The organism is Thioclava atlantica (genome assembly GCF_000737065.1).
In the GTDB taxonomy this organism is placed as follows: Bacteria; Pseudomonadota; Alphaproteobacteria; order Rhodobacterales; family Rhodobacteraceae; genus Thioclava; species Thioclava atlantica.
In genome coordinates this window covers 162,812-182,301 of the sequence record NZ_AQRC01000001.1, presented here as the reverse complement: position 1 = coordinate 182,301, position 19,490 = coordinate 162,812, and the positions used below count along the sequence as shown (strand labels likewise).

At 67.1% G+C, this 19,490-nt stretch carries 23 protein-coding genes; 7 read left to right on the top strand and 16 right to left on the bottom strand.

What is annotated here, in order from left to right; genetic code table 11:
- Window positions 1–66 precede the first annotated feature (66 nt).
- Complete coding sequence (locus DW2_RS00855; protein WP_038142589.1) at window positions 67–489, top strand: tellurite resistance TerB family protein; 423 nt, start codon at window positions 67–69, stop codon at window positions 487–489.
- Between the two features lie 96 nt (window positions 490–585).
- On the opposite strand, the gene dacB is transcribed toward DW2_RS00855, so the two are convergent.
- From dacB to DW2_RS00820, 7 genes are all read right to left on the bottom strand, one after another.
- Window positions 586–2,028 carry a D-alanyl-D-alanine carboxypeptidase/D-alanyl-D-alanine endopeptidase gene (gene dacB, locus DW2_RS00850; protein ID WP_038142588.1) on the bottom strand — a complete coding sequence of 481 codons (1,443 nt, stop codon included), beginning with the start codon at window positions 2,026–2,028 and terminating at the stop codon, window positions 586–588.
- A gap of 70 nt (window positions 2,029–2,098) precedes the next feature.
- Window positions 2,099–2,707 carry a nicotinate-nucleotide adenylyltransferase gene (locus DW2_RS00845; protein ID WP_038142587.1) on the bottom strand — a complete coding sequence of 203 codons (609 nt, stop codon included), beginning with the start codon at window positions 2,705–2,707 and terminating at the stop codon, window positions 2,099–2,101.
- Window positions 2,708–2,781: 74 nt separating this feature from the next.
- Complete coding sequence (locus DW2_RS00840; protein ID WP_051855110.1) at window positions 2,782–3,918, bottom strand: GGDEF domain-containing protein; 1,137 nt, start codon at window positions 3,916–3,918, stop codon at window positions 2,782–2,784.
- Window positions 3,915–4,499, bottom strand: coding sequence for a heme NO-binding domain-containing protein (locus DW2_RS00835; RefSeq protein ID WP_038142582.1), 585 nt, complete (start codon window positions 4,497–4,499; stop codon window positions 3,915–3,917). The genes DW2_RS00840 and DW2_RS00835 overlap by 4 nt, the downstream gene beginning before the upstream one ends.
- A gap of 60 nt (window positions 4,500–4,559) precedes the next feature.
- The gene (locus tag DW2_RS00830) at window positions 4,560–6,293 is read right to left on the bottom strand and encodes a DUF4153 domain-containing protein (protein WP_038142581.1); all 1,734 of its coding nucleotides are present in this window, start codon (window positions 6,291–6,293) and stop codon (window positions 4,560–4,562) included.
- Between the two features lie 18 nt (window positions 6,294–6,311).
- The gene (locus DW2_RS00825; protein ID WP_038143356.1) at window positions 6,312–7,016 is read right to left on the bottom strand and encodes an HAD family hydrolase; all 705 of its coding nucleotides are present in this window, start codon (window positions 7,014–7,016) and stop codon (window positions 6,312–6,314) included.
- A 47-nt stretch (window positions 7,017–7,063) separates the two neighbouring features.
- Window positions 7,064–7,342: a DUF3572 domain-containing protein gene (locus DW2_RS00820; RefSeq protein WP_038142579.1), complete on the bottom strand. Its 279-nt coding sequence runs from the start codon at window positions 7,340–7,342 to the stop codon at window positions 7,064–7,066.
- A gap of 105 nt (window positions 7,343–7,447) precedes the next feature.
- Here DW2_RS00820 and DW2_RS00815 point away from each other — a divergent pair, with 105 nt between their 5' ends.
- A complete protein-coding gene (locus tag DW2_RS00815; protein ID WP_038142577.1) occupies window positions 7,448–8,839 on the top strand; it encodes a diguanylate cyclase in 1,392 nt (463 codons plus the stop codon).
- Window positions 8,840–8,887: 48 nt separating this feature from the next.
- Here the strand turns inward: DW2_RS00815 and DW2_RS00810 are convergent, their stop codons facing one another.
- The 4 genes from DW2_RS00810 to DW2_RS18905 all read right to left on the bottom strand — a co-directional run bounded on the left by DW2_RS00810 (window position 8,888) and on the right by DW2_RS18905 (window position 11,289).
- On the bottom strand, window positions 8,888–9,391 hold the full coding sequence (locus DW2_RS00810) for a periplasmic heavy metal sensor (protein WP_051855108.1): 504 nt from the start codon (window positions 9,389–9,391) through the stop codon (window positions 8,888–8,890).
- Window positions 9,391–9,810 (bottom strand): hypothetical protein, encoded by a 420-nt coding sequence (locus tag DW2_RS00805; RefSeq protein WP_051855106.1) that lies wholly within the window; start codon window positions 9,808–9,810, stop codon window positions 9,391–9,393. The genes DW2_RS00810 and DW2_RS00805 overlap by 1 nt, the downstream gene beginning before the upstream one ends.
- Window positions 9,803–10,381, bottom strand: a complete 579-nt coding sequence (locus DW2_RS00800; RefSeq protein ID WP_038142573.1) for an RNA polymerase sigma factor — start codon at window positions 10,379–10,381, stop codon at window positions 9,803–9,805. Before DW2_RS00800 ends, DW2_RS00805 begins: the two co-directional genes overlap by 8 nt.
- A gap of 98 nt (window positions 10,382–10,479) precedes the next feature.
- On the bottom strand, window positions 10,480–11,289 hold the full coding sequence (locus DW2_RS18905; RefSeq protein ID WP_051855104.1) for an EF-hand domain-containing protein: 810 nt from the start codon (window positions 11,287–11,289) through the stop codon (window positions 10,480–10,482).
- A gap of 180 nt (window positions 11,290–11,469) precedes the next feature.
- Between DW2_RS18905 and DW2_RS00790 the strand changes: the two genes are divergently transcribed.
- Window positions 11,470–11,871: a DUF983 domain-containing protein gene (locus DW2_RS00790; RefSeq protein ID WP_038142571.1), complete on the top strand. Its 402-nt coding sequence runs from the start codon at window positions 11,470–11,472 to the stop codon at window positions 11,869–11,871.
- Window positions 11,864–12,574 carry an NUDIX hydrolase gene (locus DW2_RS00785; RefSeq protein WP_038143346.1) on the top strand — a complete coding sequence of 237 codons (711 nt, stop codon included), beginning with the start codon at window positions 11,864–11,866 and terminating at the stop codon, window positions 12,572–12,574. Before DW2_RS00790 ends, DW2_RS00785 begins: the two co-directional genes overlap by 8 nt.
- On the opposite strand, the gene DW2_RS00780 is transcribed toward DW2_RS00785, so the two are convergent.
- From DW2_RS00780 to msrB, 4 genes are all read right to left on the bottom strand, one after another.
- Window positions 12,571–13,473, bottom strand: a complete 903-nt coding sequence (locus DW2_RS00780; protein ID WP_038142568.1) for a DMT family transporter — start codon at window positions 13,471–13,473, stop codon at window positions 12,571–12,573. The two genes, DW2_RS00785 and DW2_RS00780, sit on opposite strands and share 4 nt — an antisense overlap.
- On the bottom strand, window positions 13,470–13,910 hold the full coding sequence (locus tag DW2_RS00775) for a lipocalin family protein (protein WP_162178875.1): 441 nt from the start codon (window positions 13,908–13,910) through the stop codon (window positions 13,470–13,472). Before DW2_RS00775 ends, DW2_RS00780 begins: the two co-directional genes overlap by 4 nt.
- Window positions 13,911–13,960: 50 nt before the next feature.
- On the bottom strand, window positions 13,961–15,007 hold the full coding sequence (locus DW2_RS00770) for an aldo/keto reductase (protein WP_038142564.1): 1,047 nt from the start codon (window positions 15,005–15,007) through the stop codon (window positions 13,961–13,963).
- Between the two features lie 81 nt (window positions 15,008–15,088).
- Window positions 15,089–15,529 carry a peptide-methionine (R)-S-oxide reductase MsrB gene (msrB, locus tag DW2_RS00765; protein WP_038142555.1) on the bottom strand — a complete coding sequence of 147 codons (441 nt, stop codon included), beginning with the start codon at window positions 15,527–15,529 and terminating at the stop codon, window positions 15,089–15,091.
- A 120-nt stretch (window positions 15,530–15,649) separates the two neighbouring features.
- Here msrB and DW2_RS00760 point away from each other — a divergent pair, with 120 nt between their 5' ends.
- Window positions 15,650–17,272 (top strand): acyl-CoA dehydrogenase family protein, encoded by a 1,623-nt coding sequence (locus DW2_RS00760; protein WP_038142553.1) that lies wholly within the window; start codon window positions 15,650–15,652, stop codon window positions 17,270–17,272.
- Window positions 17,273–17,325: 53 nt separating this feature from the next.
- Window positions 17,326–17,814, top strand: a complete 489-nt coding sequence (locus DW2_RS00755) for a cupin domain-containing protein (RefSeq protein ID WP_038142551.1) — start codon at window positions 17,326–17,328, stop codon at window positions 17,812–17,814.
- A gap of 13 nt (window positions 17,815–17,827) precedes the next feature.
- Here DW2_RS00755 and ychF read toward each other — a convergent pair whose 3' ends face one another.
- Window positions 17,828–18,925: a redox-regulated ATPase YchF gene (gene ychF, locus DW2_RS00750; protein WP_038142549.1), complete on the bottom strand. Its 1,098-nt coding sequence runs from the start codon at window positions 18,923–18,925 to the stop codon at window positions 17,828–17,830.
- 122 nt (window positions 18,926–19,047) lie between these two features.
- On the opposite strand from ychF, the gene DW2_RS00745 reads away from it, so the two are divergent.
- Window positions 19,048–19,470 (top strand): VOC family protein, encoded by a 423-nt coding sequence (locus DW2_RS00745; protein WP_038142548.1) that lies wholly within the window; start codon window positions 19,048–19,050, stop codon window positions 19,468–19,470.
- The last annotated feature ends 20 nt before the right edge of the window (window positions 19,471–19,490 follow it).

The following is a 19,490-nucleotide window of genomic DNA, read 5'->3' as shown; positions in this document are numbered from 1 at the left end:
CCACCTATTGAAGCGGAACGGGACAGTCAATAATTAGCACCCGAACCCTGCTCAGGAGCCGATCCATTGCCCGATATTCTCGCCTCGCTCTCGCCTCAGGATGCGCTTGTCGCCGTCATGGTCGCCGTCTCCGCGGCGGACGAAGACGTGCCCACCTCCGAACTGGTCGCGATCAACCGCATCGTCGATCACATGCCCCTCTTCGCGGATTACGATATCGACCGGCTCGCGCGCGTCTCGCGCTCGGTCTTCTCGCTCTTCGAGGAGGAGGACGGGCTCGAGGCCCTGTTCGGCCTGATCCGCGACGCCCTGCCCGAGCGCCTCTTCGAGACCGCTTATGCGCTGGCCTGCGACGTGGCCGCGGCGGATGGCACGATCCGGCAGACCGAGCTGCGGCTGCTCGAAGAGATCCGTGGCGAACTGGCGATCGACCGGCTCCATGCGGTGGCGATCGAGTGGGGTGCCCGCGTCCGCCACCTGACGCTCTGAGCACGCGTCAGACATCACTTCGTCCCGACGCGTTCGCGCCTCGTCCGACTTGCTCGCCTTGCGCCACAGCCTGCCGCCCCGCCGCAGGCAAAGCGATCAACTGCCGTAGACCGCAGCCCACCGCGCGAGCAGCTGACTTTGGAGGATCTTCGAGGAGTTGAGCCAGGACCGTGCCCCGGGCGGCCGAAGCTCGGTCCCGGCGCGCTCCCGTCGCGGCAAGTCGCCGGTGAAGATCGCGAAAACCAGCTCTGTCCCGTCGGGCGCAGTCATGTAGCCTGCAAGCGTGGAGACGAAATTGAGCGTCCCGGTCTTCGCATCGACGGCGAAGGGCTGATCCTTGACCGCGCGCCCCGTCTCGTCGCGGAGCTTGAAGGGCTTCATCAGCCCTCTCAGACCGCGTTGCGGCCCAAGCATCCGCAACGCCGTCACCATGTCACGCGCCGAGATCCGCGCATCCGCGCGCAGCCCGGAATGATCGGTGAAATGCGCCGACTGCACGCCCGTGCGCGCGGCGAGCCAGTCGGTCATCGCCTTGCCGGATGCCGGCAGCGACCCGACCGGGCCGAACCGGGCGCTGGCGGTCATGCCCACCGCTTCCGCAGTCAGATTGGTCGAGTATTTCATCATCGCATGCAGCAGGGGCGACAGGGGGTCGCTGGCATCGCCCACTAGGTCGCGCCCTGCGGGCAGCGCCACCGCCTCCCGCGGCACGGGCAGCGGCACACCCTGCGCGCGCGCCAGCGTCTGGAACACATCGCCCGCATAACTCGCCGGGTGGCGCACCGGCAGCCAGCGGCTCCCGGCCCGTCCCAGTGCCGCCGACGCGACCGTCCATTCCTCGATACCGCCGCGATCCGAATAGCTGAAAACGGGTTTCGCGCGTGCCGCGACCGAGACCTTCGTCGTGTAGGCGGGGGGCCGTGCGTCACGCCCCCGCGCATCCATGCTGACGGCCCAGCCATTCCCTTCGCGCTTCCACTCGAAATGCACGCGGTTGAAATTCAGCATCAGGCCCGAGATCGACGGGTTGTAGCCCGCGTAGATGGGCTGATCCTCGGCGATCTCGCGGGCATAGGGCAAGGCCCCGGACCAGGTCAGGAACCGTCCCGTCACCCCGCGCACGCCCTGCGCGGCGAGCTTCGCGGCCATCGCGGCCAGATCGTCGGTCGAAAGTGTCGGGTCACCGCCTCCGGCGAGCACCAGATCGCCCTGGATGAGCCCCCTGGAAACCGGCCCCGTCGCGATCAGCCGGGTTCCGAACCGGAACTCCGAACCCAGCATTTCGAGCGCATAGAGCGAGGTGATGGATTTGAGCGCCGAGGCCGGCGGCAACGCCTTCGCGCCGTTGCGATGTTCGAGGATCTGCCCGCTGCGCAGATCGGCCACGACGAAGCTCACATCGCCGCTCAGTCCGGCCGCGCGCACCAGAGCCTCGCTCGACGCGACGCTTCCCTGTGCACGCAACACCCGGGGCATCGCAACGAGGCTGGCGCCGCCTGCCATGCCGCCCAGAATCCGCCGCCGTGAAAGCGCCTTCATGTGTCGATTCTCCCTGATGACCGGTCGAGCCTAGCGTGGCGTTCGGTCCGGGTTCAAGGAGGGGGCGAGCTCAGTCGCGCACCCAACCGCCGCTTTGGCGGATTTCCGTCGAGGAGAGACGCGACATCGGGATATTGACGAAACACCAGCGCGGTGTCGGCCCCTCGGCAAGGCGTTGGGAGGCCCAGAAAGGCATCTCGGCGGCGCGGTAGATCCGCGCGGCACGCGCATAGCGGCCCTCGGTGCGCCATCCGGGACGGGCCAGCACGCCGACCGGCACGGTCTCCATGATCTCGCGCCACTGCTCCCATTTGTCGAACTGCACGAGGTTGTCCGCGCCCATAAGCCAGACGAATTTCACGCCCGGATACAGTGCGCGCAGGGACCGCAGCGTATCGGCCGTGAACCGGGTCCCGAGACGGGCCTCGATATCGGTCACCTCGACGCGCGGATCGCCTCCGAGAAGGCGCCGCGCCTGCGCCATCCGTTGCGCGAGCGGCGCCGGCCCATGCGCCTTGAGCGGATTGCCGGGGCTCACGACCCACCAGATCCGATCGAGCCCGAACCTGCGCAGCGCCTCGCGCGTGATCAGCACATGACCGTCATGGGCGGGATCGAAGGATCCGCCCAGCAATCCGATGCGCTGCCCTGCCCGGGCAATGGGATAGCCCTGTTTCATGCGCTGCCCCATATCCGATCGCGAGGGGCGAGGAAAAGGGCAAAGCGTCGGGAAGTGGCGTCTTCAGCCCTCCCTCACATCGAGGGCGGCCGCGCGAAGCGCAGACATCCCCGCCCCGCTTCCTTGGAGGCATAGGTGGCGTGATCGACATCGCCCAGGACCTGCCCGAGCTCCTCCGGCAGGTAGTCCTGCGAGAAGGCGGCGCCGAGCGAGCCGGAAATGAGGCATTCGCTGCGCCCATACCATTTCGGCGCCTCGAGCTGCGCTATCAGGCGCGCCGCAAGTGCCCGGACCTCATCCCGCCCGAGCCGCCCGCGCAGCATGAGCAGGAACTCGTCTCCCCCCATCCGCGCCGCGATATCGCCCGCCCGCAAGGCGTCGCGAAGGATGCGGGCCACCGATTGCAGCACATAGTCGCCCGCGGCATGGCCATGGGTGTCGTTGACGGTCTTGAAGTGATCGAGGTCGATCTGAACCACCGCGAACGGCGCCCCGCCTGCCGCGGCGCCGGCGATCGCCTTCGTCAGTGCCTGCTCCATCGCCCGGCGATTGGGAAGCTTGGTCAGCGGATCGGTCAGCGCCTGGGTCTCGGCCTCCTTCCGGGCCGTTTCGAGCCGCGTGGTCAGCGCCCGCAGCTCCGCCATGACCAGCGACTTCGCCTCCTGCAGGTAGAGCATCTCCATCGCGAGATCGGCGGCCGAGAAATCCCTCTCTGTCAGGTTGAATGCGGCGACCGCCTCCCGCAGGTAGATACCGAAGCTGAGCTTCATCACGACCCCGCCGCCCTCCGCTTCCGGCATCGCGAAGGCCTCGCCGCGCAGGCTGAGCCCCGGGCGCGCGCGCAATGTCAGATGAATGGCGCGCTCCCGCGCCATCGCCCGCAGCAAACCACTGCTTTCCCGGGGCTGGAGGCTGCGCGGCGCATAGCCTTCCGCGTCGCGCGCATTCGGGCAAAGCGATCCGCCATGTCCCTGCCGGCCGATCGCGAAGAAGCGATCGAAGGGCTGGCCGAGCACCTCCGCCTCATCGAGCGCCTTGTGCAAGGTCCGGCCCAGCCCCTGGATCCGTCCGGCATCGTCGATCCAGAGGAACATCGGCATCAGGGCATTCATCAGCGGCGCGAAGCGCCCCAGACAAGAAGGGAATGCCGTCATTTCCGAGGGGTCCTGCGCCGCCTCGATGATCTGCCGATCGGCTTGCGTCCCGCTCATCCTTGTGCCCCGACATGATGTGACAGCCGAAAGCCGCGCGCCTCGGAATGGCGGCAGTCGAGCAGACGGATATGGACCGCCTCCATGTCGCAATCCGTCGGCATCTCGATCACGGCAAGCGCACCGTAATCGTCGGCCATCGCACGCATGAGCCCCGCCATCACCGCCCCCCATCCGGGGTGAGGAGCCTCTATCGTCAGGCGATACTCGCCCAAACCGATCTCGACGAGGTCGAGCTCGGGCAGGTCGAGATCGGCAAGCGCCATCCGCGCGCGCCCGTGCAACTCATTGAGCGAATAGAGAAACCCGGCGAAATCCTGCCCGCCGTAACGCAACAGGCGCCGAACCGGCTCGCAGGTTGTCAGGTGGGCCCCCAGATCCTCGAGCAGTTCGGGACGGGACCGCCGCAACTCAGCGCCCGCCGCCTTCAGCAGGCCGAGCGTCTCCCTGTCGGGATAGCGCAGCATCGGCTCGTAACCCTCTGTCGGCGCGCCGACCCGGTGGGCGACCTGACGCCACAGATCCGGCCCGTAGGTATCGGTCAGGAAATTCTGTATCGAACGGTTGATCAGGCCGAGCATGGGTCCTCCTGCCCGGCACGCTAGGGGCAAGAGGTTAAGAAAGCTCGAAACCCCTTCGGCTCACGGAGCCACCGGCAAGAGCACCTTTCCGCCGGCCTCGAGCGCCTGAATGCCGCTCGGCACCAGCGTCGCCTTCCCCGCGGCAACCGCCGCGATCACCGCGTCGAGCCCCCCGCGCGCGATGGCACCCTCCTGAGCGTCGCGGATCTGTCCGCGCCCCGTCCCGCGCCAGAGCCCCTCACTATCGGCATAGACCGCCACCATGTCCGAATAGGGTCCCTGCCGGATCAGCATTGCCTCTTCCCCGGTATGGGAGGGCAGAAAGTCTCCCAGCACGAGCGCGCAGCTCGGCCGACCGTCGGAATGAGGCAGGCAGAGCCCAGCGCTCCCCGCCCCCGCATCCGTCAGGATCGCGCGAAGCAGACCTTTCGGCAATTCGGGGCTTCCCGGCGCGACGACGATATCCTGCCGCAAGGCTGCAAGCCGCCCCGCCGCATCCGCCGCGGCCCCGTCTTTCGAACCATCGCGCGCGAAGACCGCCGCCAGCGCGCGGTCCGACCGCGCCATCTCGCGCAGGCGCGCCACGCCTTCCTGTCCTGCGAGCCCCCAATCGTTCTGCATGGCGTCGACCGGCAGATGCGCAGCGTCGATCCTGCCCGCTTCATAGAGCGCGATCTGCGAGCGCGTCGCGATCCGGTTGGGCGACACGAGAGGCGTCAGCCAGAGCAGCGCCACCGCCAGCAGCGCGAGCGCCATCGCGATATTGACCCGCCGCACGCCGGCCATCCATTGCCGCCCGGAGAGCACCGACACCGCATATCCCAAGGCATAGCCTGCCAGTAGCAGCGTCAGGGCGACCTCGGCCACGCGCGGGGGCGTCCAGCCGAGCGCGGCGATCTGGTGCCACTCGATCCAGCCGGCCGCCGCGACGAGTACAGGCAGGATCAGCGACAAGCCCTGTGCGGATAGCCGCAGGATCGGCGCATGCACCGCCTCGTAATCCACGCGCTCGACACCGATCGATACAAGCGTCACCGCCGCGATCGCCATTGCGAGGAGCGTATCGGTATCCGGGAACCCCGGCACGCCCACCACCCCGCGCCGCAAGATCAGCCCGGCGACGAAGACCACCACCACGACCAGCACGGCCGGCAGGAGCAGCCGCAAGAGCCGCAGGATCAGCGCGGGCGAGATCATCTCCTCGAGCTCGGTCACCACCGCCAACCCGAGGCCGAAGATCGCACCTGCGAGCGGCCAGGCGATCTGGTCATGTTCGAAGAGCACCCGCAGCACGTCGATATCGACCAGTTCGAGCAAATGCGACGACAGGTAGAGCACGATCCAGACCAGCGCGAGGAACACGCAGGCCGCCGCGTAGCGCACGACGATGTTCCAGCTATGCGCGAAGAGATCCGCATAATCGGCCCAGGCCGACCGGCCGCGCATCAGGATGACCATCGCGAAGGGCAACGGGATCGAGGCCAGCACGAAGAGCGCCAGCAGGCCGAAACGCATCTGTTCGGCGATCGACTTCGTCGGGTCGAGCGTGCCCGCCTCCCACCAGCTCAGACCCGCGACGGGCAGAGCGATGACGATCGCCGCGCCGAGCGCCTTGCGCGCGCCGATCTCACCCAGCATCGCGAGCGAGGCGCCGAAGAAGACGGCGCCGAGCACACCGAGGGCGAAGACCGCGCGCGCATCCAGGGGGAGCGCGTCCGGCATCGCATTCAGCAGCCACCAGAAGAACAGTCCGGCGAGCGCCCCGAGCAGACTATGTTGAAGCCTCGTATGCATCGCCCTCTCACACTGGTCTCAGCCACCGCGCCGCGCAAGCCAATCCGGCAGTCCGCCGATATTGTCGAGCACCGCATCCGCCGCCGGTTCGAGTTCCGCACGTCTGGCGGGCCCGCTCAAAACCGCGATCGCGATCATTCCCGCGGCCCGCGCGGCTTTCATGTCATGCAGGCTGTCGCCCACCATGACGATTTCCTCGGGGGCGATCTCGAGCGCATCCGCGAAGGCCAGGAGCGGGCGCGGGGTCGGTTTCGCACCATGGCCACTGTCATAACCGATGATCACGTCGAACAACTCGGTCACGCCCGCGCGGGCGGCATGGGCGCGGGCCGTGGCCTCCGCATCATTGGTGCAGATCCCGAGCCGCATCCCGACCCCGCGCAGCTCCGTCAGCAATGGGGCGAGCGGAACCGGTGCGACCAGCGGAACCTCCCGCGCGGCGGCGTCGAGTTCGGCGACAAGCTCGTCGAGCTCGCGTCCGGGCAGGTGCGGAAGCAACAATTCCGCGGCCTCCTCGACCGTGCCCGCGATCACCGCCGAATCCGCCTCGAACTCCACTTGCTCAAGATCGAAGCCGATCGCGGCAGAGAGAGACATCGCATGTGCGTCGTCGCGCGCCATCGCCTCGATGCGCGCCTTCGCCCAGGCTCCCCAGGTCGCGTCGAAATCGAAAAGCGTACCGTCCTTGTCGAACAATACTGCCCGAATCCTGGTTCCTGCCATCATGCCTCCGCTGCCCTTCTCGGGGCTAGACTGCCCCGAGCGGGAGCCTACGTCCAGTGCCGCAGATCGCCCCGCCCGAGAACGGTGCGTGCGCCCATAATCGTCTCCGGCTGCACACCGAGCTCCGCGGCGCATTCGAGCACCCAGCGATCCTCCATCAAGAGGTAATCGAGCACGCCCGTCAGAAAATCCGGATCATCCGCCTGTGTGCGAAGATCTTCCGCACTCGCACCCGAGACCGAGAGGAACCCGTCGAGAAGACCCTCTTGCGAGGCCATCCAGCCCAAGGTGCGGATCGCGAGAACATGAGCATCTTCGTGCCGCATCTGGGCCACCTCCTGATTACCGGAAACGCTTTGTTAACTGATCGTCCCGTATCTTCAAGTCACCGGTCGAGACAGAGCGGAGTGCAATCGGGGAGCGGACGAGAGATGGCGGGATCGATCCTGATAGTGGATGATGTCGCGACCAACCGCATCGTCCTAAAAGCGAAACTGACCGGCGCGCATTACGCGACGCTTCAGGCCGCAAACGGCGCGGAGGCAATCGCGATCGCCGCGAGCGAACGCCCCGGACTGATCCTCGCCGATGTCGATCTTCCCGATATGACGGGCACCGAAATGATCGCATGCCTGCGCGCGGATGCGGAGACGCGGCATATCCCGCTCATCGCGCTCACAAGGCGCGACGATCCGGTTCTGCGCCTCGAACTGCTCGAGGCCGGGGCGGACGAGGTGCTCTCCAAGCCGATCGACGAACTTGTCCTGATGGCACGGCTGCGCAGCCTGCTGCGGGCCCATGCCAGCGCCGAGGATTTCGCCCTGCGCGCCTTGACCTTCCGCGAATTGGGATTTGCCGAAACGGCCGACGATTATGTCGCGCCCGTCCGGATCGGCCTCATCGCCCGCACCCGGGAAACCGCATTGCGCTGGAAGATGGCGCTGGCGCGCACTCTTCCCGGCGACCGGATCGAGGTGCTGAGTGAAGACGCTCCGATCCGGAGAGCCGACGATGCGGCCCCCGAGGCCTTCGTGATAGAGGCGGATCCGGCACGCCCCCATGACGGGTTGCGGCTGATGTCCGAACTCCGATCGCACGCCGCCACCCGAGACGCGGTGATCGCGATCGCGGTCCCTCGCTTCGCGCACGAGACGCAGGCGACCGCACTCGACCTGGGGGCCGATGATCTCCTGCCTGCGGATCTCTCGGCTCCGCTCGCCGCCGAAGAGGCCGCGCAACGCCTGCGGGCCCAGCTCGCGCGCAAGCGGCTCCACGACAGGTTGCGTATTTCGGTCAACGAGGGTCTGCGCCTCGCGACGGTCGATCCGCTGACCGGCCTTCACAACCGCCGCTTCGCCACGACCCAATTGGCACGCCTGTCCGAGCGCGCGCGCCGGACCGGGCGGCCCTTCATGGTGATGCTTCTCGATCTCGACCGCTTCAAGCGGATCAACGACACCTTTGGGCATAGCGCTGGCGACCATGTCCTCACCGCGTTCGGCAAGGCACTCAAGACCCATCTGCGCGGGGTCGAACTGATCGCGCGGATCGGCGGAGAGGAATTTCTCGTAGCAATGCCCGAAATCTCGCCGGATCGCGGACAGCACCTCGCCAGGCACCTGCGTGACGCCATCGCCGCGCAACCGATCCGCCTCCCGGACGGGGGCGCGATCCGGATCACCGTCTCGATCGGGCTCGCCTTCGGCGGGTTGCGCGATGACGATCCGCAACATCTCGTCGAAGAAGCCGATGCCGCGCTTCTCAACGCGAAGGCGACCGGCCGCAACCAGGTGGCACTCTCGCGGAAGATCGCCGCAGCCTGACTTTGCCTCGGCCGGCAAGGGACCGGCCTGCGCTCATTGCTCTCACGCCTACTGCGCATCCCCTTGCGGCGGGGGCGGAGGCCCGTCTGGCCTGTCGAAACGCGGCGCGTGGGCGAGCCGATCGGCGAAGGCGCGGCGTTCCTGCGGGCCCATCGCATCGAAACGCTGCAAGATCAGCGCCTCGCCGATCTCGAGCCGCGTCACGGTCCGCTCCTTGTGCCGGGCCAGCACATGCTCCACCTCCGCGCGGTTCCACGGCTCCTCGCGCAGCGCCGCGATCAGCGTCTCCATATCGCTGCGCGCCTGGCGGCGCATCTCGCGGAATTGCGGGCCGTGGGATTGCGCAGAGGCCCGAAGCGCGGCGCGGTCGTCCTTGCTGAAGGCCCCGCCAAGCACCCCGAGGCTCACATCGCGCACCATCGGCGGAGGCGGACGCCGGTCATGGGCCAGGATGCCACCCACGATCGCCCCCGCGACCAGCAGGTTCAGCGCGACCGACCCGATGAGCGCCCAACGCAACCCGCGACAGGTCGTTTTCCCCGTTTCCGCCATCAGAACCCTCCATCATCGACAAAGGCGAGGCTTTCCCCGCCGGGCATGAGATTGACCGTGCCCAGACTGTCGCTCGTCGTGCCGAATACCGCACTCATACCGCCCATCTGCTCGGCACCCATGAAACCGATCCAGAGCCCTGCGAGCGCGGCGGTGACCAGCCCGCCGAATGTCGCCCAACCTCCGACCAGACCACGCAGACCGTCGAGAAACCCGCTCGGGCCTCGCGCCTCTCCGGGGCTCCCCGCACCGGAACGGTCGTTGAAACCCGCCTGCACACCCTGCGCATCGGCCACGACCCGCGCGAGAAAATCGGGGCCCGGTTCCGGGGCGCGCGCACGCGCTTCGGAAAAGAGCGCCTGAAGAAGCGCCTCTTCCGCCTGATGATCCGAATTGCGATCGAAGGTCTTGTCACTCATCGCCAAACCCCAACTCTTCCCGCCGTCCGGCAAGCAGCTTTCCCAAGGCACGCTTCCCGCGTGCCGTCAGACTTTCCACGGCTTCGACCCCGGTTTCCATCGCGGCCGCGATCTCGGGATTGGACAGGCCGTCGATATGGCGCAACGTGACCGCGATCCTCTGTCGCTCGGGCAGCTGCGCCAGCGCCGCCTCGAGCGCCGCCATCCGGTCGCGCCGCATCATCTCGTCAAGCGCCGAGTCGCTTTCATCCGCGATCTCGGGCGCCGCGTCGAGCCCGATCCCGCGCCGTTTGCGCAACCGGTCCGTCGCGAGGTTGGCCACGACACGATAGAGCCAGGTCGTGACCTGCGCCTCGCCGCGACGCCAGTCCGGCGCGATCTTCCACAGGCGCAGGAGCGCTTCCTGCGCGACATCCTCGGCCTCCGCCCTGTCTTGGAGATAGCGATGGGCCAGCCGGTAGGCCACAGGCCCCAGACGAAGCGTCAGACTGCGCGCAGCCGTCGGATCGCCCCGCGCATAGAGTTCCAGCAGGGCTTCGTCGGAAGCATCCTTCATCGCATCCAGCGCCATCTTCTCACTGCCAAAGGCCTAGCGCGCTTTCTCCGGGCGCGCAATTGAGCGGCTGTCCGGGGCAGCATGCCCGCCCCGGACAGCACATCGGAGTGGCCTCAATTCGCGCCGTTGCCCCATTGGCCGCGCGGACCGGTTGCCGGCCCCATCCCGGAACCATCCATCGGCCCCTGACCGCCGGGCATCATACGTCCATACCCATCGCGGGCGCCGAAGCGATCCATCCGGTGGCGCCCGTCGCGATCGCCCTTGCCTGCGCGGTCGTGATGCCTGCCTTCGCCCATCCGTTCGCGCATGAACTGGCGGGCACTCTGCATTTCCTGAGCGTCCACCGCGCCGTCGCCGTTGCGATCGATCCGCGAGAACATCCGCGTCGGCAGCGGGTGCGCCAACAATTCGGCAGCCGAGAGCTGACCATCGCCATTGCTGTCCTGCGCCTCGAAACGCGCCTTCACCCGCGCCTCGATCCGGGCCTTCACCTTGGCGAGCTCGAAATTCACCAACTCGTCTTGCGAGATCGACCCGTCGCCATTCGCGTCGAGTGCTTTCGCATCGGCGGCACGCTTGGCCTGGATCTCCTCGAGCGTGACCTTGCCATCGCCATTGCTGTCGAACTGCGCGATGTCGAAGCCGAACCCGCCGCGCAGTCGATTGCCGCCCGCCATCGGGCCCGCTCCCATCGGCGCCGCATCATTGCTCTGGGCCACCGGTCCGGTGCCATCGCGTTGCGCCATCGGGCCGGTGCCGTCACGCGCTCCCGTTTGGCCGGGGGCTGCCTGTTGCCCCTGTCCCTGACCGCCCTGCCCGGCGCCCGGCATCGCGGTTTGGGCGACGGCGGGAAGCGTGAGCGCGAGGCCGGTCCCCGCGAGAAGCGCTGCAACGACGGTCTGCCTGTTCAAGAATTTCATTTCTGACTACTCCTTGTCTCTCCCGGCGCGCCTTCTGCGCCGTTGATATCGTTTTTACGGGCATCATTCTCTTTTCCGTCGCGGGGTCCCCGATCTTCTCGCGGCACGCTCTTTCCAAGCCCCGGCGCGCTCGCCATACTGCCCCCGACCGCATGAGAAGACTGCGGGAAGGGAGAGACGATGCAGCATGATGATCCGCCCCATGATGATCGCCCGCTCGGCCGGTCGATCCTGCGCGGGTTGAGATGCCGCTGCCCGGCCTGCGGCGAGGGCCGCGTGCTGCGCGGCTATCTCAAGGTACGTGACGCCTGCCCGGCCTGCGGCGAGGATCTCTCGCATCAGCGCGCCGATGACGGACCGGCCTATCTCACCATCCTGATCGTCGGGCACCTGATGATCCCGCTCATGGCGGCCTTCTTCATCGCCTTCCGGCCCGAGCCCTGGCAGATGATCGCATTGTTCGGCACCGGGTCGATCGTGCTTTCGGCGGCCCTGTTGCCGCTGATGAAAGGAATGCTCGTCGCGATCCAGTGGTCGCGGCGGATGCATGGTTTCGGCGGCGGGGACCCTGTTCATGACTGAGACGACGACTGGAGCTCCCGACAAGAGCGCGCTGCGCGATGCGGCGACCGTGATCGTGTTGCGCCGCGAGGGCGGCGACCCTCCGCGCGTCTTGATGGGACAGCGCGGAGAAGGGGCCGCCTTCATGCCCTCGAAATACGTCTTTCCCGGAGGCGCGCTCGATCCGGATGACTGGAACGTCCCGCTCGCCGCCCCGCTGCCCGCGCTCGACGTGGCGCGGCTCGAGGATGACGCGCCAAGCGGCATCGGCGCGGCGCTCGCGGCCGCGGCCCTGCGGGAATTGTGGGAAGAAACCGGCCTCGTTCTGGGGCAACCGGGCCGTTGGCCCGGAGAGGTGCCGCCCGACTGGCAGGCTTTCGCGGATCTGGGTTTCGCCCCGTCGGCCGCCGATCTGCGCTTCGTCTTCCGCGCGATCACGCCCCCCGGCCGCCCCCGGCGCTTCGATGCCCGGTTCTTCCTGATCGACGCGGGCGCGATCCACGGCGATCTCGATGATTTCTCGCGCGCCTGCGACGAGCTCTCGCATCTGCACTGGGTGCCCCTGCCGGAAGCCCGTGCGCTCAATCTGCCCTTCATCACCGAGGTCGTGCTGGCCGAGATCGCGGCGCTGATCACCACCGATCACCCGCTCGGATCGCCGCATTCGGTGCCGTTCTTCGACAATCGCGGCCCGCGCTCGGAATTTCGCCGGATCGGGCTCTAGCGCCCCGCCAGCACGATCACGATCAGCGAGAGCATCACCAGCGCGATCCCGATCCCCTCGCGCCGATGCAGCTTTTCGTGAAAGACCAGCGCCGAGGCGAGCAGCGTGAACACGATCTCCACCTGCCCGAAAGCCCGCACGAAAGCCGCGTTCTGCAGCGAGAAGGCCGTGAACCAGCCCGCCGAACCCAGTACCCCGGTGATCCCGACCAGAACCGTCCGCCGCCAAGCCGCGAAGACACGGCACAACTGGCCCGGTTCGCGCAGTCGCAGATAGAGCCCCATTCCGAGACTTTGCACGAAGGTTGCGCAGGCCAGCGCCACGATCGCGCGGGCGAAGAAGCCGAGCGGCTCCAGCTCCAGCGTCGCGCCCCGATAGAAGATCGAGGACAGCCCGAAGAGCGCCCCCGCGCCGATCCCGTAGAGCGCGGCGCGCAGGGCGAACCCGCCCTCTGGCGGCTTGGTGAGAAACAGCACACCGGCAAGCCCGATCACGATCCCGACCCATCCGAGCGGCCCGACCCACTCACCTAGGATAACGGCAGAGAACAGGGCGACCTGCACGGTCTCGGTCTTGGTGAAAGCCACGCCGACCGCGAAGTTGCGCAAGCCGAAGAGCGCGACTGTGAGAAAGGTCGCCGCGACCTGCGTCGCACCGCCTGCGATCACATAGCCCCAGAAGGCACCGCTCAGATGCGGCCAGGGCGAGCCTGATCCCGCGATGAAGGCGAGAGCGGCGGCCGCGGCCAGCGGAAACCCGAACAGGAAGCGCGAAAAGGTCGCACCGCCCACCGAAAGTTGCGCACCGGCCAGCAGCTTTTGCAGCATGAAGCGCAGCGTCTGAACCGCGGCGGCGAAAAGCGTTACCCAGACCCAGAGATGGGCCGGCGCCTCGCTCACTGGAGCCTCGCCAGATCGTAGCCGTTGAAATCCATCACCTCGCGGGCGGCGGAGAGAAGATCGGGCCGCGCGGGCGATTGGCGCGACAGGATCACCCCCCAGCGCCCGGAGGGCGTGCCGAGCGCCGCGATCCGGTAATCCTGATCGACCCAGAGCACGAAGATCGGCTCGCCCTCATAGGCGCGGCGTGCGGCGAGGCGCCCCCCCGGCCCGGTCAGGACAACCCGGTCATCGAGCGGTTTCTGCGCGCCCGCGCAATCCGTGCCGCTCACCTGGTAGGCACCCTGCCCGTCCCATGTCCAGTGCTGCGCGCCCGAACATCCGGCCACGCCGCTCTGCACGACGTGCCAATCGCCCGCGAACCGCTCAGGTTCGAAAAGCGCGGCCGAGGAGATCCGGGCCTCCGGGCTGCGCAAAGGCGTGAGCGCCGCGGGCATGCATCCCGAAAGCGTCAGAGCTCCGAGGAGAAGAACCGCGGCGCCGCGCATCAGTACGGCATCGGGTTTTGCTGATGCGTCACCGCGATCTTTTCGAGGAGCTCCTTCGGGAGCTCCACGCCCGCCGCGTCGAGGTTCGGCATCAGTTGCTCGACAGAGGTCGCACCGATGATCGGGATCACCGGGAAGGGCCGGCTCATCACCCAGGCAACCGCCATCGTGACGGGATCGAACCCGGCCTCCCGCGCAAGATCGCAATAGCGATCGGCGATGTCGAAGGCGCGTGGGTTGGCACGGCCACCCAGATTGTGCACCAGCGAGCGGCGCGTCTTCTCGGGTGTGACATCGCCCGAATACTTGCCGGTCAGGATCCCCGCGGCGAGCGGCGAATAGGCCAGCAGCGTCACCTGCTCGTGCTGGCCCAGCTCGCCCAGATCGAGATCGTAGAGCCGGCACATCAGCGAATATTCGTTCTGGATCGCCTGAACGCGCGGCCCCCTGCCCGCCTCGGCGAGCTGGAGCCATTGCGCGGTGCCCCAGGCAGATTCGTTCGACAGGCCGAATTCGCGGATCTTGCCCTCGGCCTTCAGCTCCTCGAGCGTCTCGAGACAGGCGCTCATGTCCTCGAGCACCGCCTCTTTCGACGGCTGCTTCGACGGATCGAAGCGCCAGGTCTTGCGGAAATGGTAGGAGCCGCGATTGGGCCAGTGGAACTGGTAGAGGTCGATGTAATCGCTTTGCAGACGCTTGAGCGAATCCTCGACCGCCTGACGGATCCGTGCCGGGCTGATCGCGGGCCCGCCCGGGATCGCGTTCGAGCCTTCCCCGGTGATCTTGGTCGCGATCACCAGGTCATCGCGCTTGCCGCGCTTGGCGAGGTAGGTGCCGACGATCTCCTCGGTCCGGCCGGCGGTTTCCGGCGTCACCGGATTGACCGGGTACATCTCGGCGGTGTCGAGAAAGTTCACCCCGCGATCGAGCGCCACGTCGATCTGCGCATGCCCTTCCGCTTCCGTGTTCTGGCTGCCCCAGGTCATCGTGCCCAGGCAGATTTCCGAGACCATGATCCCGCTCTGGCCAAGTTCCAGCTTGCGCATTCCCGCGCCCCCTTTTCGAGTTCGGTTTTCGTGTCGCGCGAGACCCTGCCACCGGGGTCGCGAAAGGTAAAGACCCTTGCCCTATTCGACCTTGCCTATCAGATCGCCATAGCCCTCGGCCTCCATCTCCTCGAGCGGTACGAAGCGCAGCGAGGCGGAGTTGATGCAATAGCGCAAGCCCCCCTGATCGCGCGGCCCGTCCGGAAAGACATGGCCCAGATGGCTGTCACCATGTTTCGAACGCACCTCGACGCGTGTCATCCCGTGGCTCGTATCGGTCAGCTCGACGACATGGTCATCGAAGAGGGGACGCGTGAAGGACGGCCAGCCGCAACCGGATTCGTATTTCGTCGAGGAGGCAAAGAGCGGCTCGCCCGAGACCACGTCGACATAGATCCCCTTCGCCTTGTTTTCGGTATATTCGCCGGTCCAGGGGCGCTCGGTGCCGTTTTCCTGCGTCACCCGGTATTGCTCGGGGGTCAGCTTGGCGAGCGCCTCGTCGGATTTGGTCCACTTGCTCATGATCGGTCTCCCTTCGGGCTGTGATCTAGGCGGCGAGAGCGGGCGGAAAAGGCCTGCCGTGGCGTTTTCCTCGCCCCGCGCGCGCCCCTGCCCTACCCTCGTTCGCAGGAGGAGCCCGCCATGACCACACCCGACCCGCGTTCCGATCTGCCCACCCATCTCGTGGAGAACCAGCCGCCGGCGCGCGGCGAGCTAGACCTCTGGGCTTCCGACCGCCCCCTGCGCGAGGCGATCGCCCGCGCCGGCGGTCAGGAACAGGTGCTTGCCGCCTATGGCCGAACGCTCGGAACGTCGGATATGCGCGAGGCCGCGCGCGACGCCAATCGCCATCTTCCGGAGCTGCACCTGTTCGACACCGGCGGGCGCAGGCTCGACGAGGTGCGCTTTCATCCCGCCTATCACCGCTTCATGGAGGCCGGGATCGGCGCCGGCTATGCCGCCCTGCCCTGGGAGGGAACCCCGGGCGGTCACGCCACCCATGCCGCGATGGTCTATCTCGCGAGCCAGGTCGAACCCGGGACCTGCTGTCCGATGACGATGACCTATGCCGCGGTGCCTGCGCTTTCGGCCACGCCCGAGATCGCAAGGATCTGGCAGCCGCGGTTGACCGCGCGCAGTTACGACCCCCGCGTGCTGCCGATCGGCGAGAAGACAGGCGCGACGCTGGGCATGGCGATGACGGAAAAGCAGGGCGGGTCCGATGTGCGCGCCAATACCACCCGCGCCACCCCCGCGGACGGGCATTGGCGGCTCACGGGGCATAAATGGTTCTGCTCGGCCCCGATGTCGGACGGGTTCCTGACACTGGCGCAGACCGACAAGGGGCTGAGCTGCTTTCTCGTGCCGCGCTGGCTGGAGGGCGAACGCAACGCGATCCGCATCCAGCGCCTCAAGGACAAGCTCGGCAACCGCGCGAATGCCTCCTCCGAGATCGAATACGAGGGCGCGCATGCCTATCTGCTGGGCGAGGAAGGCCGCGGCGTGCCCACGATCATCGAGATGGTCCATCATACCCGGCTCGATACCGCGCTGGCACCGGCCGGGCTGATGCGCGCCGCGATCTCCGAGGCCCATCACTGGGCCACCCATCGCGCCGCCTTCCAGCGCCGGTTGATCGACCAGCCGTTGATGCGGGCGGTTCTGGCCGATCTTGCGCTCGAATGGGAAGGCGCGCTGATCCTTGGCATGCGGGTCGCGCAAGCCTTCGACGGCACCGCGCCCGAAGACCGCGCCTTTGCCCGGATCGGCGTGGCGCTGGCGAAATACCTCTCGAACAAACGCTGCCCGGTCGTGACCTACGAGGCGATGGAGGTGCTGGGCGGCATCGGCTATGTCGAGGACAGCCCGATGCCGATGCTCTACCGCGAAGCGCCGCTGAACGGGATCTGGGAAGGCTCGGGCAACGTGATTTGCCTCGACATCCTGCGCACTCTGGCAAAGGAACCGCTTGCCGCCGAAACGCTGCGCGCCGAATTGCTGGCCGCGCATGGCGCCGATGCGCGCTATGACGCGGCGCTGCAGGAGCATGTCGCGCGCTGGCCCGCGCTTCCTCCCGAAGCCGAGGCGCGCTGGTTTGCCGAGCGGCTCGCGCTGCTTCTCACCGCGTCCCTGTTGATCCGTTTTGCGCCCCCTCTCGTCGCCGATGCCTTCGTCGCGACCCGCCTTGACGGCGCGGCCGGGCGCACCACCGGGGCGATGGCGAGCAGCGACGTCTCTGCTATCTTGGACCGGATCGCTGGCTGAGGGGGCGGATGCCTCCGGCGGGGATATTTGGAGCATTTGGAAGGGGGGCTCTGATGAGCGAAGACCGATACCTGATCCGGGCCGGCGAGATTGCCGCGATGGAGGGGTTGGCGAAAACGCATTTCCTCAACACCAAGGCGCGGCGGACCAACAAGAGCCTCGGAGACGCGACCGGGCTGAAGGGCCTCGGCTTTCACATCATCGAGGTGGAGCCGGGTTTCGAGACGACGGAGTTTCACCGTCATCACCATGAGGACGAGGCCGTCTTCGTGCTGTCAGGCACCGCCACCGCGCGGCTCGGCGAAGAGCGGGTGGAGATCGGGCCGGGCGATTTCATCGGCTACCGCGCCGATGGTGCGGCGCATGGGATCGAGAATACGGGAACGGAGGTCTTGCGGCTGATCGTGGTCGGACAGCGTCTGCCCCATGACGTGGCGGACTATCCCGACCGCGGCAAGCGCATCTTCCGCAACGCCGGGATGTCCTGGCAACTCGTCGATATCGACGCGATCGAAGAGGTTCAGGCGGGCGCCAAGCAATGACGCCCGGAACCGTTCACGCGTTGAACAGGAAGTGCAGCACGTCGCCGTCCTTGACCTCGTAGGTCTTTCCCTCGACGCGGAACTTGCCCGCGTCCTTCGCGCCCGCTTCGCCCTTGTTCGCGACATAGTCCTCATAGGCGATGGTCTCGGCGCGGATGAAACCGCGTTCGAAATCGCCATGGATCACGCCCGCTGCAGCGGGTGCCAGCGTACCCTTGCGGATCGTCCAGGCGCGGGCCTCTTTCGGACCGACGGTGAAATAGGTCTGAAGGTCGAGCAGGTCGTAGCCCGCGCGGATCAGGCGATCGAGACCGGCTTCTTCGAGCCCCATCTCTTCGAGGAACATCGCCGCTTCCTCGGCATCGAGCTGGCTGATTTCCTCTTCGATCTTGGCCGAGATCACGACGGTGCCCGCGCCCTGCTCGGCGGCCATCTTCGCCACCGCCTCGGATTTCGCGTTGCCGGTGGAGGCGGAGCCTTCCTCGACATTGCAGACATAGAGAACCGGTTTGGCGGTCAGCAGCTGCAGCATGTTCCACGCCTTGCGGTCGTCATCGGACACCTCGACGGTGCGGGCGGGGCGACCGGCCTCCAGCGCCTCCTTGGCCTGCTCGAGAAGGCGCATCGCCTCTTTCGCTTCCTTGTCGCCGGATTTAACCTTGCGCGCGAGGTTCGCGATCCGCTTCTCGAGGCTTTCGAGATCGGCGATCATCAGCTCGGTCTCGATGGTCTCGGCATCGGCCACCGGATCGACACGGCCCTCGACATGGGTCACGTCGCCATCCTCGAAGCAGCGCAGCACATGGGCGATGGCGTCGACTTCACGGATATTGGCGAGGAACTGGTTGCCGAGACCTTCGCCCTTCGACGCGCCCTTCACGAGACCGGCGATATCCACGAAAGTCATCCGGGTCGGGATGATTTCCTTCGAGCCGGCGATCGCGGCCAGCTTCTCGAGACGCGCGTCGGGCACGGCGACCTCGCCGACATTCGGCTCGATCGTGCAGAAGGGGAAATTCGCCGCCTGCGCCGCCGCCGTCTTGGTCAGCGCGTTGAAGAGGGTCGATTTGCCCACGTTCGGCAGACCCACGATACCCATCTTGAAACCCATTGCGCCCTCCTGGTTGCGGCTTGGCGCTTCTTATTCATTGGATCTGCCTTGCGCAAGCAGGGGGCTGGGGCGGAATCGGCAAAGGTGCTACCATTGGAGCCAAGTCACCGAGGGAGGCGTCCATGAGTTTCGATCCCTACATCCATTTCCAGGGCAATTGCGCGGCGGCGATGGAGTTCTATGCCGATCTGTTCGGCGGAGAGCTCTCGATGATGCGCTATGGCGAGATGCCGGTCGAAGAGCGCCAGGGGCCGCTGTCGGAGGCAGGCGCGAAACGGATCATGCATGCCTCGCTGGTGATCGGGAACCGCTCGCTGATGGCTTCGGACTGGCCGGAGGGGGCGGAGGGCGGACCGCAGGCCTCCGTGTCGATCTCGCATGCCGAACCGACGCGGGCCAAGGCCCGGGCGATCTATGACGCGCTCTCCGAAGACGCCCGCGAGGTGATGATGCCCTTCGGCGACACCTTCTTCGCCGACGGCTTCGGGATGCTCCGCGACCGGTTCGGCACGGCCTGGATGATCATGGGGCCCGTCAAGATGTGACGCGCCCGCGCGCGCCCATT

Bases quoted from the DNA above. Each gene is read 5' to 3' on its own strand.
- dacB (WP_038142588.1), bottom strand. From the start codon at position 2,028: ATGAAGGCGCTTTCACGGCGGCGGATTCTGGGCGGCATGGCAGGCGGC.
- DW2_RS00845 (WP_038142587.1), bottom strand. From the start codon at position 2,707: ATGAAACAGGGCTATCCCATTGCCCGGGCAGGGCAGCGCATCGGATTG.
- DW2_RS00840 (WP_051855110.1), bottom strand. From the start codon at position 3,918: ATGAGCGGGACGCAAGCCGATCGGCAGATCATCGAGGCGGCGCAGGAC.
- DW2_RS00835 (WP_038142582.1), bottom strand. From the start codon at position 4,499: ATGCTCGGCCTGATCAACCGTTCGATACAGAATTTCCTGACCGATACC.
- DW2_RS00830 (WP_038142581.1), bottom strand. From the start codon at position 6,293: ATGCATACGAGGCTTCAACATAGTCTGCTCGGGGCGCTCGCCGGACTG.
- DW2_RS00825 (WP_038143356.1), bottom strand. From the start codon at position 7,016: ATGGCAGGAACCAGGATTCGGGCAGTATTGTTCGACAAGGACGGTACG.
- DW2_RS00820 (WP_038142579.1), bottom strand. From the start codon at position 7,342: ATGCGGCACGAAGATGCTCATGTTCTCGCGATCCGCACCTTGGGCTGG.
- DW2_RS00815 (WP_038142577.1), top strand. From the start codon at position 7,448: ATGGCGGGATCGATCCTGATAGTGGATGATGTCGCGACCAACCGCATC.
- DW2_RS00810 (WP_051855108.1), bottom strand. From the start codon at position 9,391: ATGGCGGAAACGGGGAAAACGACCTGTCGCGGGTTGCGTTGGGCGCTC.
- DW2_RS00805 (WP_051855106.1), bottom strand. From the start codon at position 9,810: ATGAGTGACAAGACCTTCGATCGCAATTCGGATCATCAGGCGGAAGAG.
- DW2_RS00800 (WP_038142573.1), bottom strand. From the start codon at position 10,381: ATGGCGCTGGATGCGATGAAGGATGCTTCCGACGAAGCCCTGCTGGAA.
- DW2_RS18905 (WP_051855104.1), bottom strand. From the start codon at position 11,289: ATGAAATTCTTGAACAGGCAGACCGTCGTTGCAGCGCTTCTCGCGGGG.
- DW2_RS00790 (WP_038142571.1), top strand. From the start codon at position 11,470: ATGCAGCATGATGATCCGCCCCATGATGATCGCCCGCTCGGCCGGTCG.
- DW2_RS00785 (WP_038143346.1), top strand. From the start codon at position 11,864: ATGACTGAGACGACGACTGGAGCTCCCGACAAGAGCGCGCTGCGCGAT.
- DW2_RS00775 (WP_162178875.1), bottom strand. From the start codon at position 13,910: ATGCCCGCGGCGCTCACGCCTTTGCGCAGCCCGGAGGCCCGGATCTCC.
- DW2_RS00770 (WP_038142564.1), bottom strand. From the start codon at position 15,007: ATGCGCAAGCTGGAACTTGGCCAGAGCGGGATCATGGTCTCGGAAATC.
- msrB (WP_038142555.1), bottom strand. From the start codon at position 15,529: ATGAGCAAGTGGACCAAATCCGACGAGGCGCTCGCCAAGCTGACCCCC.
- DW2_RS00760 (WP_038142553.1), top strand. From the start codon at position 15,650: ATGACCACACCCGACCCGCGTTCCGATCTGCCCACCCATCTCGTGGAG.
- DW2_RS00755 (WP_038142551.1), top strand. From the start codon at position 17,326: ATGAGCGAAGACCGATACCTGATCCGGGCCGGCGAGATTGCCGCGATG.
- ychF (WP_038142549.1), bottom strand. From the start codon at position 18,925: ATGGGTTTCAAGATGGGTATCGTGGGTCTGCCGAACGTGGGCAAATCG.
- DW2_RS00745 (WP_038142548.1), top strand. From the start codon at position 19,048: ATGAGTTTCGATCCCTACATCCATTTCCAGGGCAATTGCGCGGCGGCG.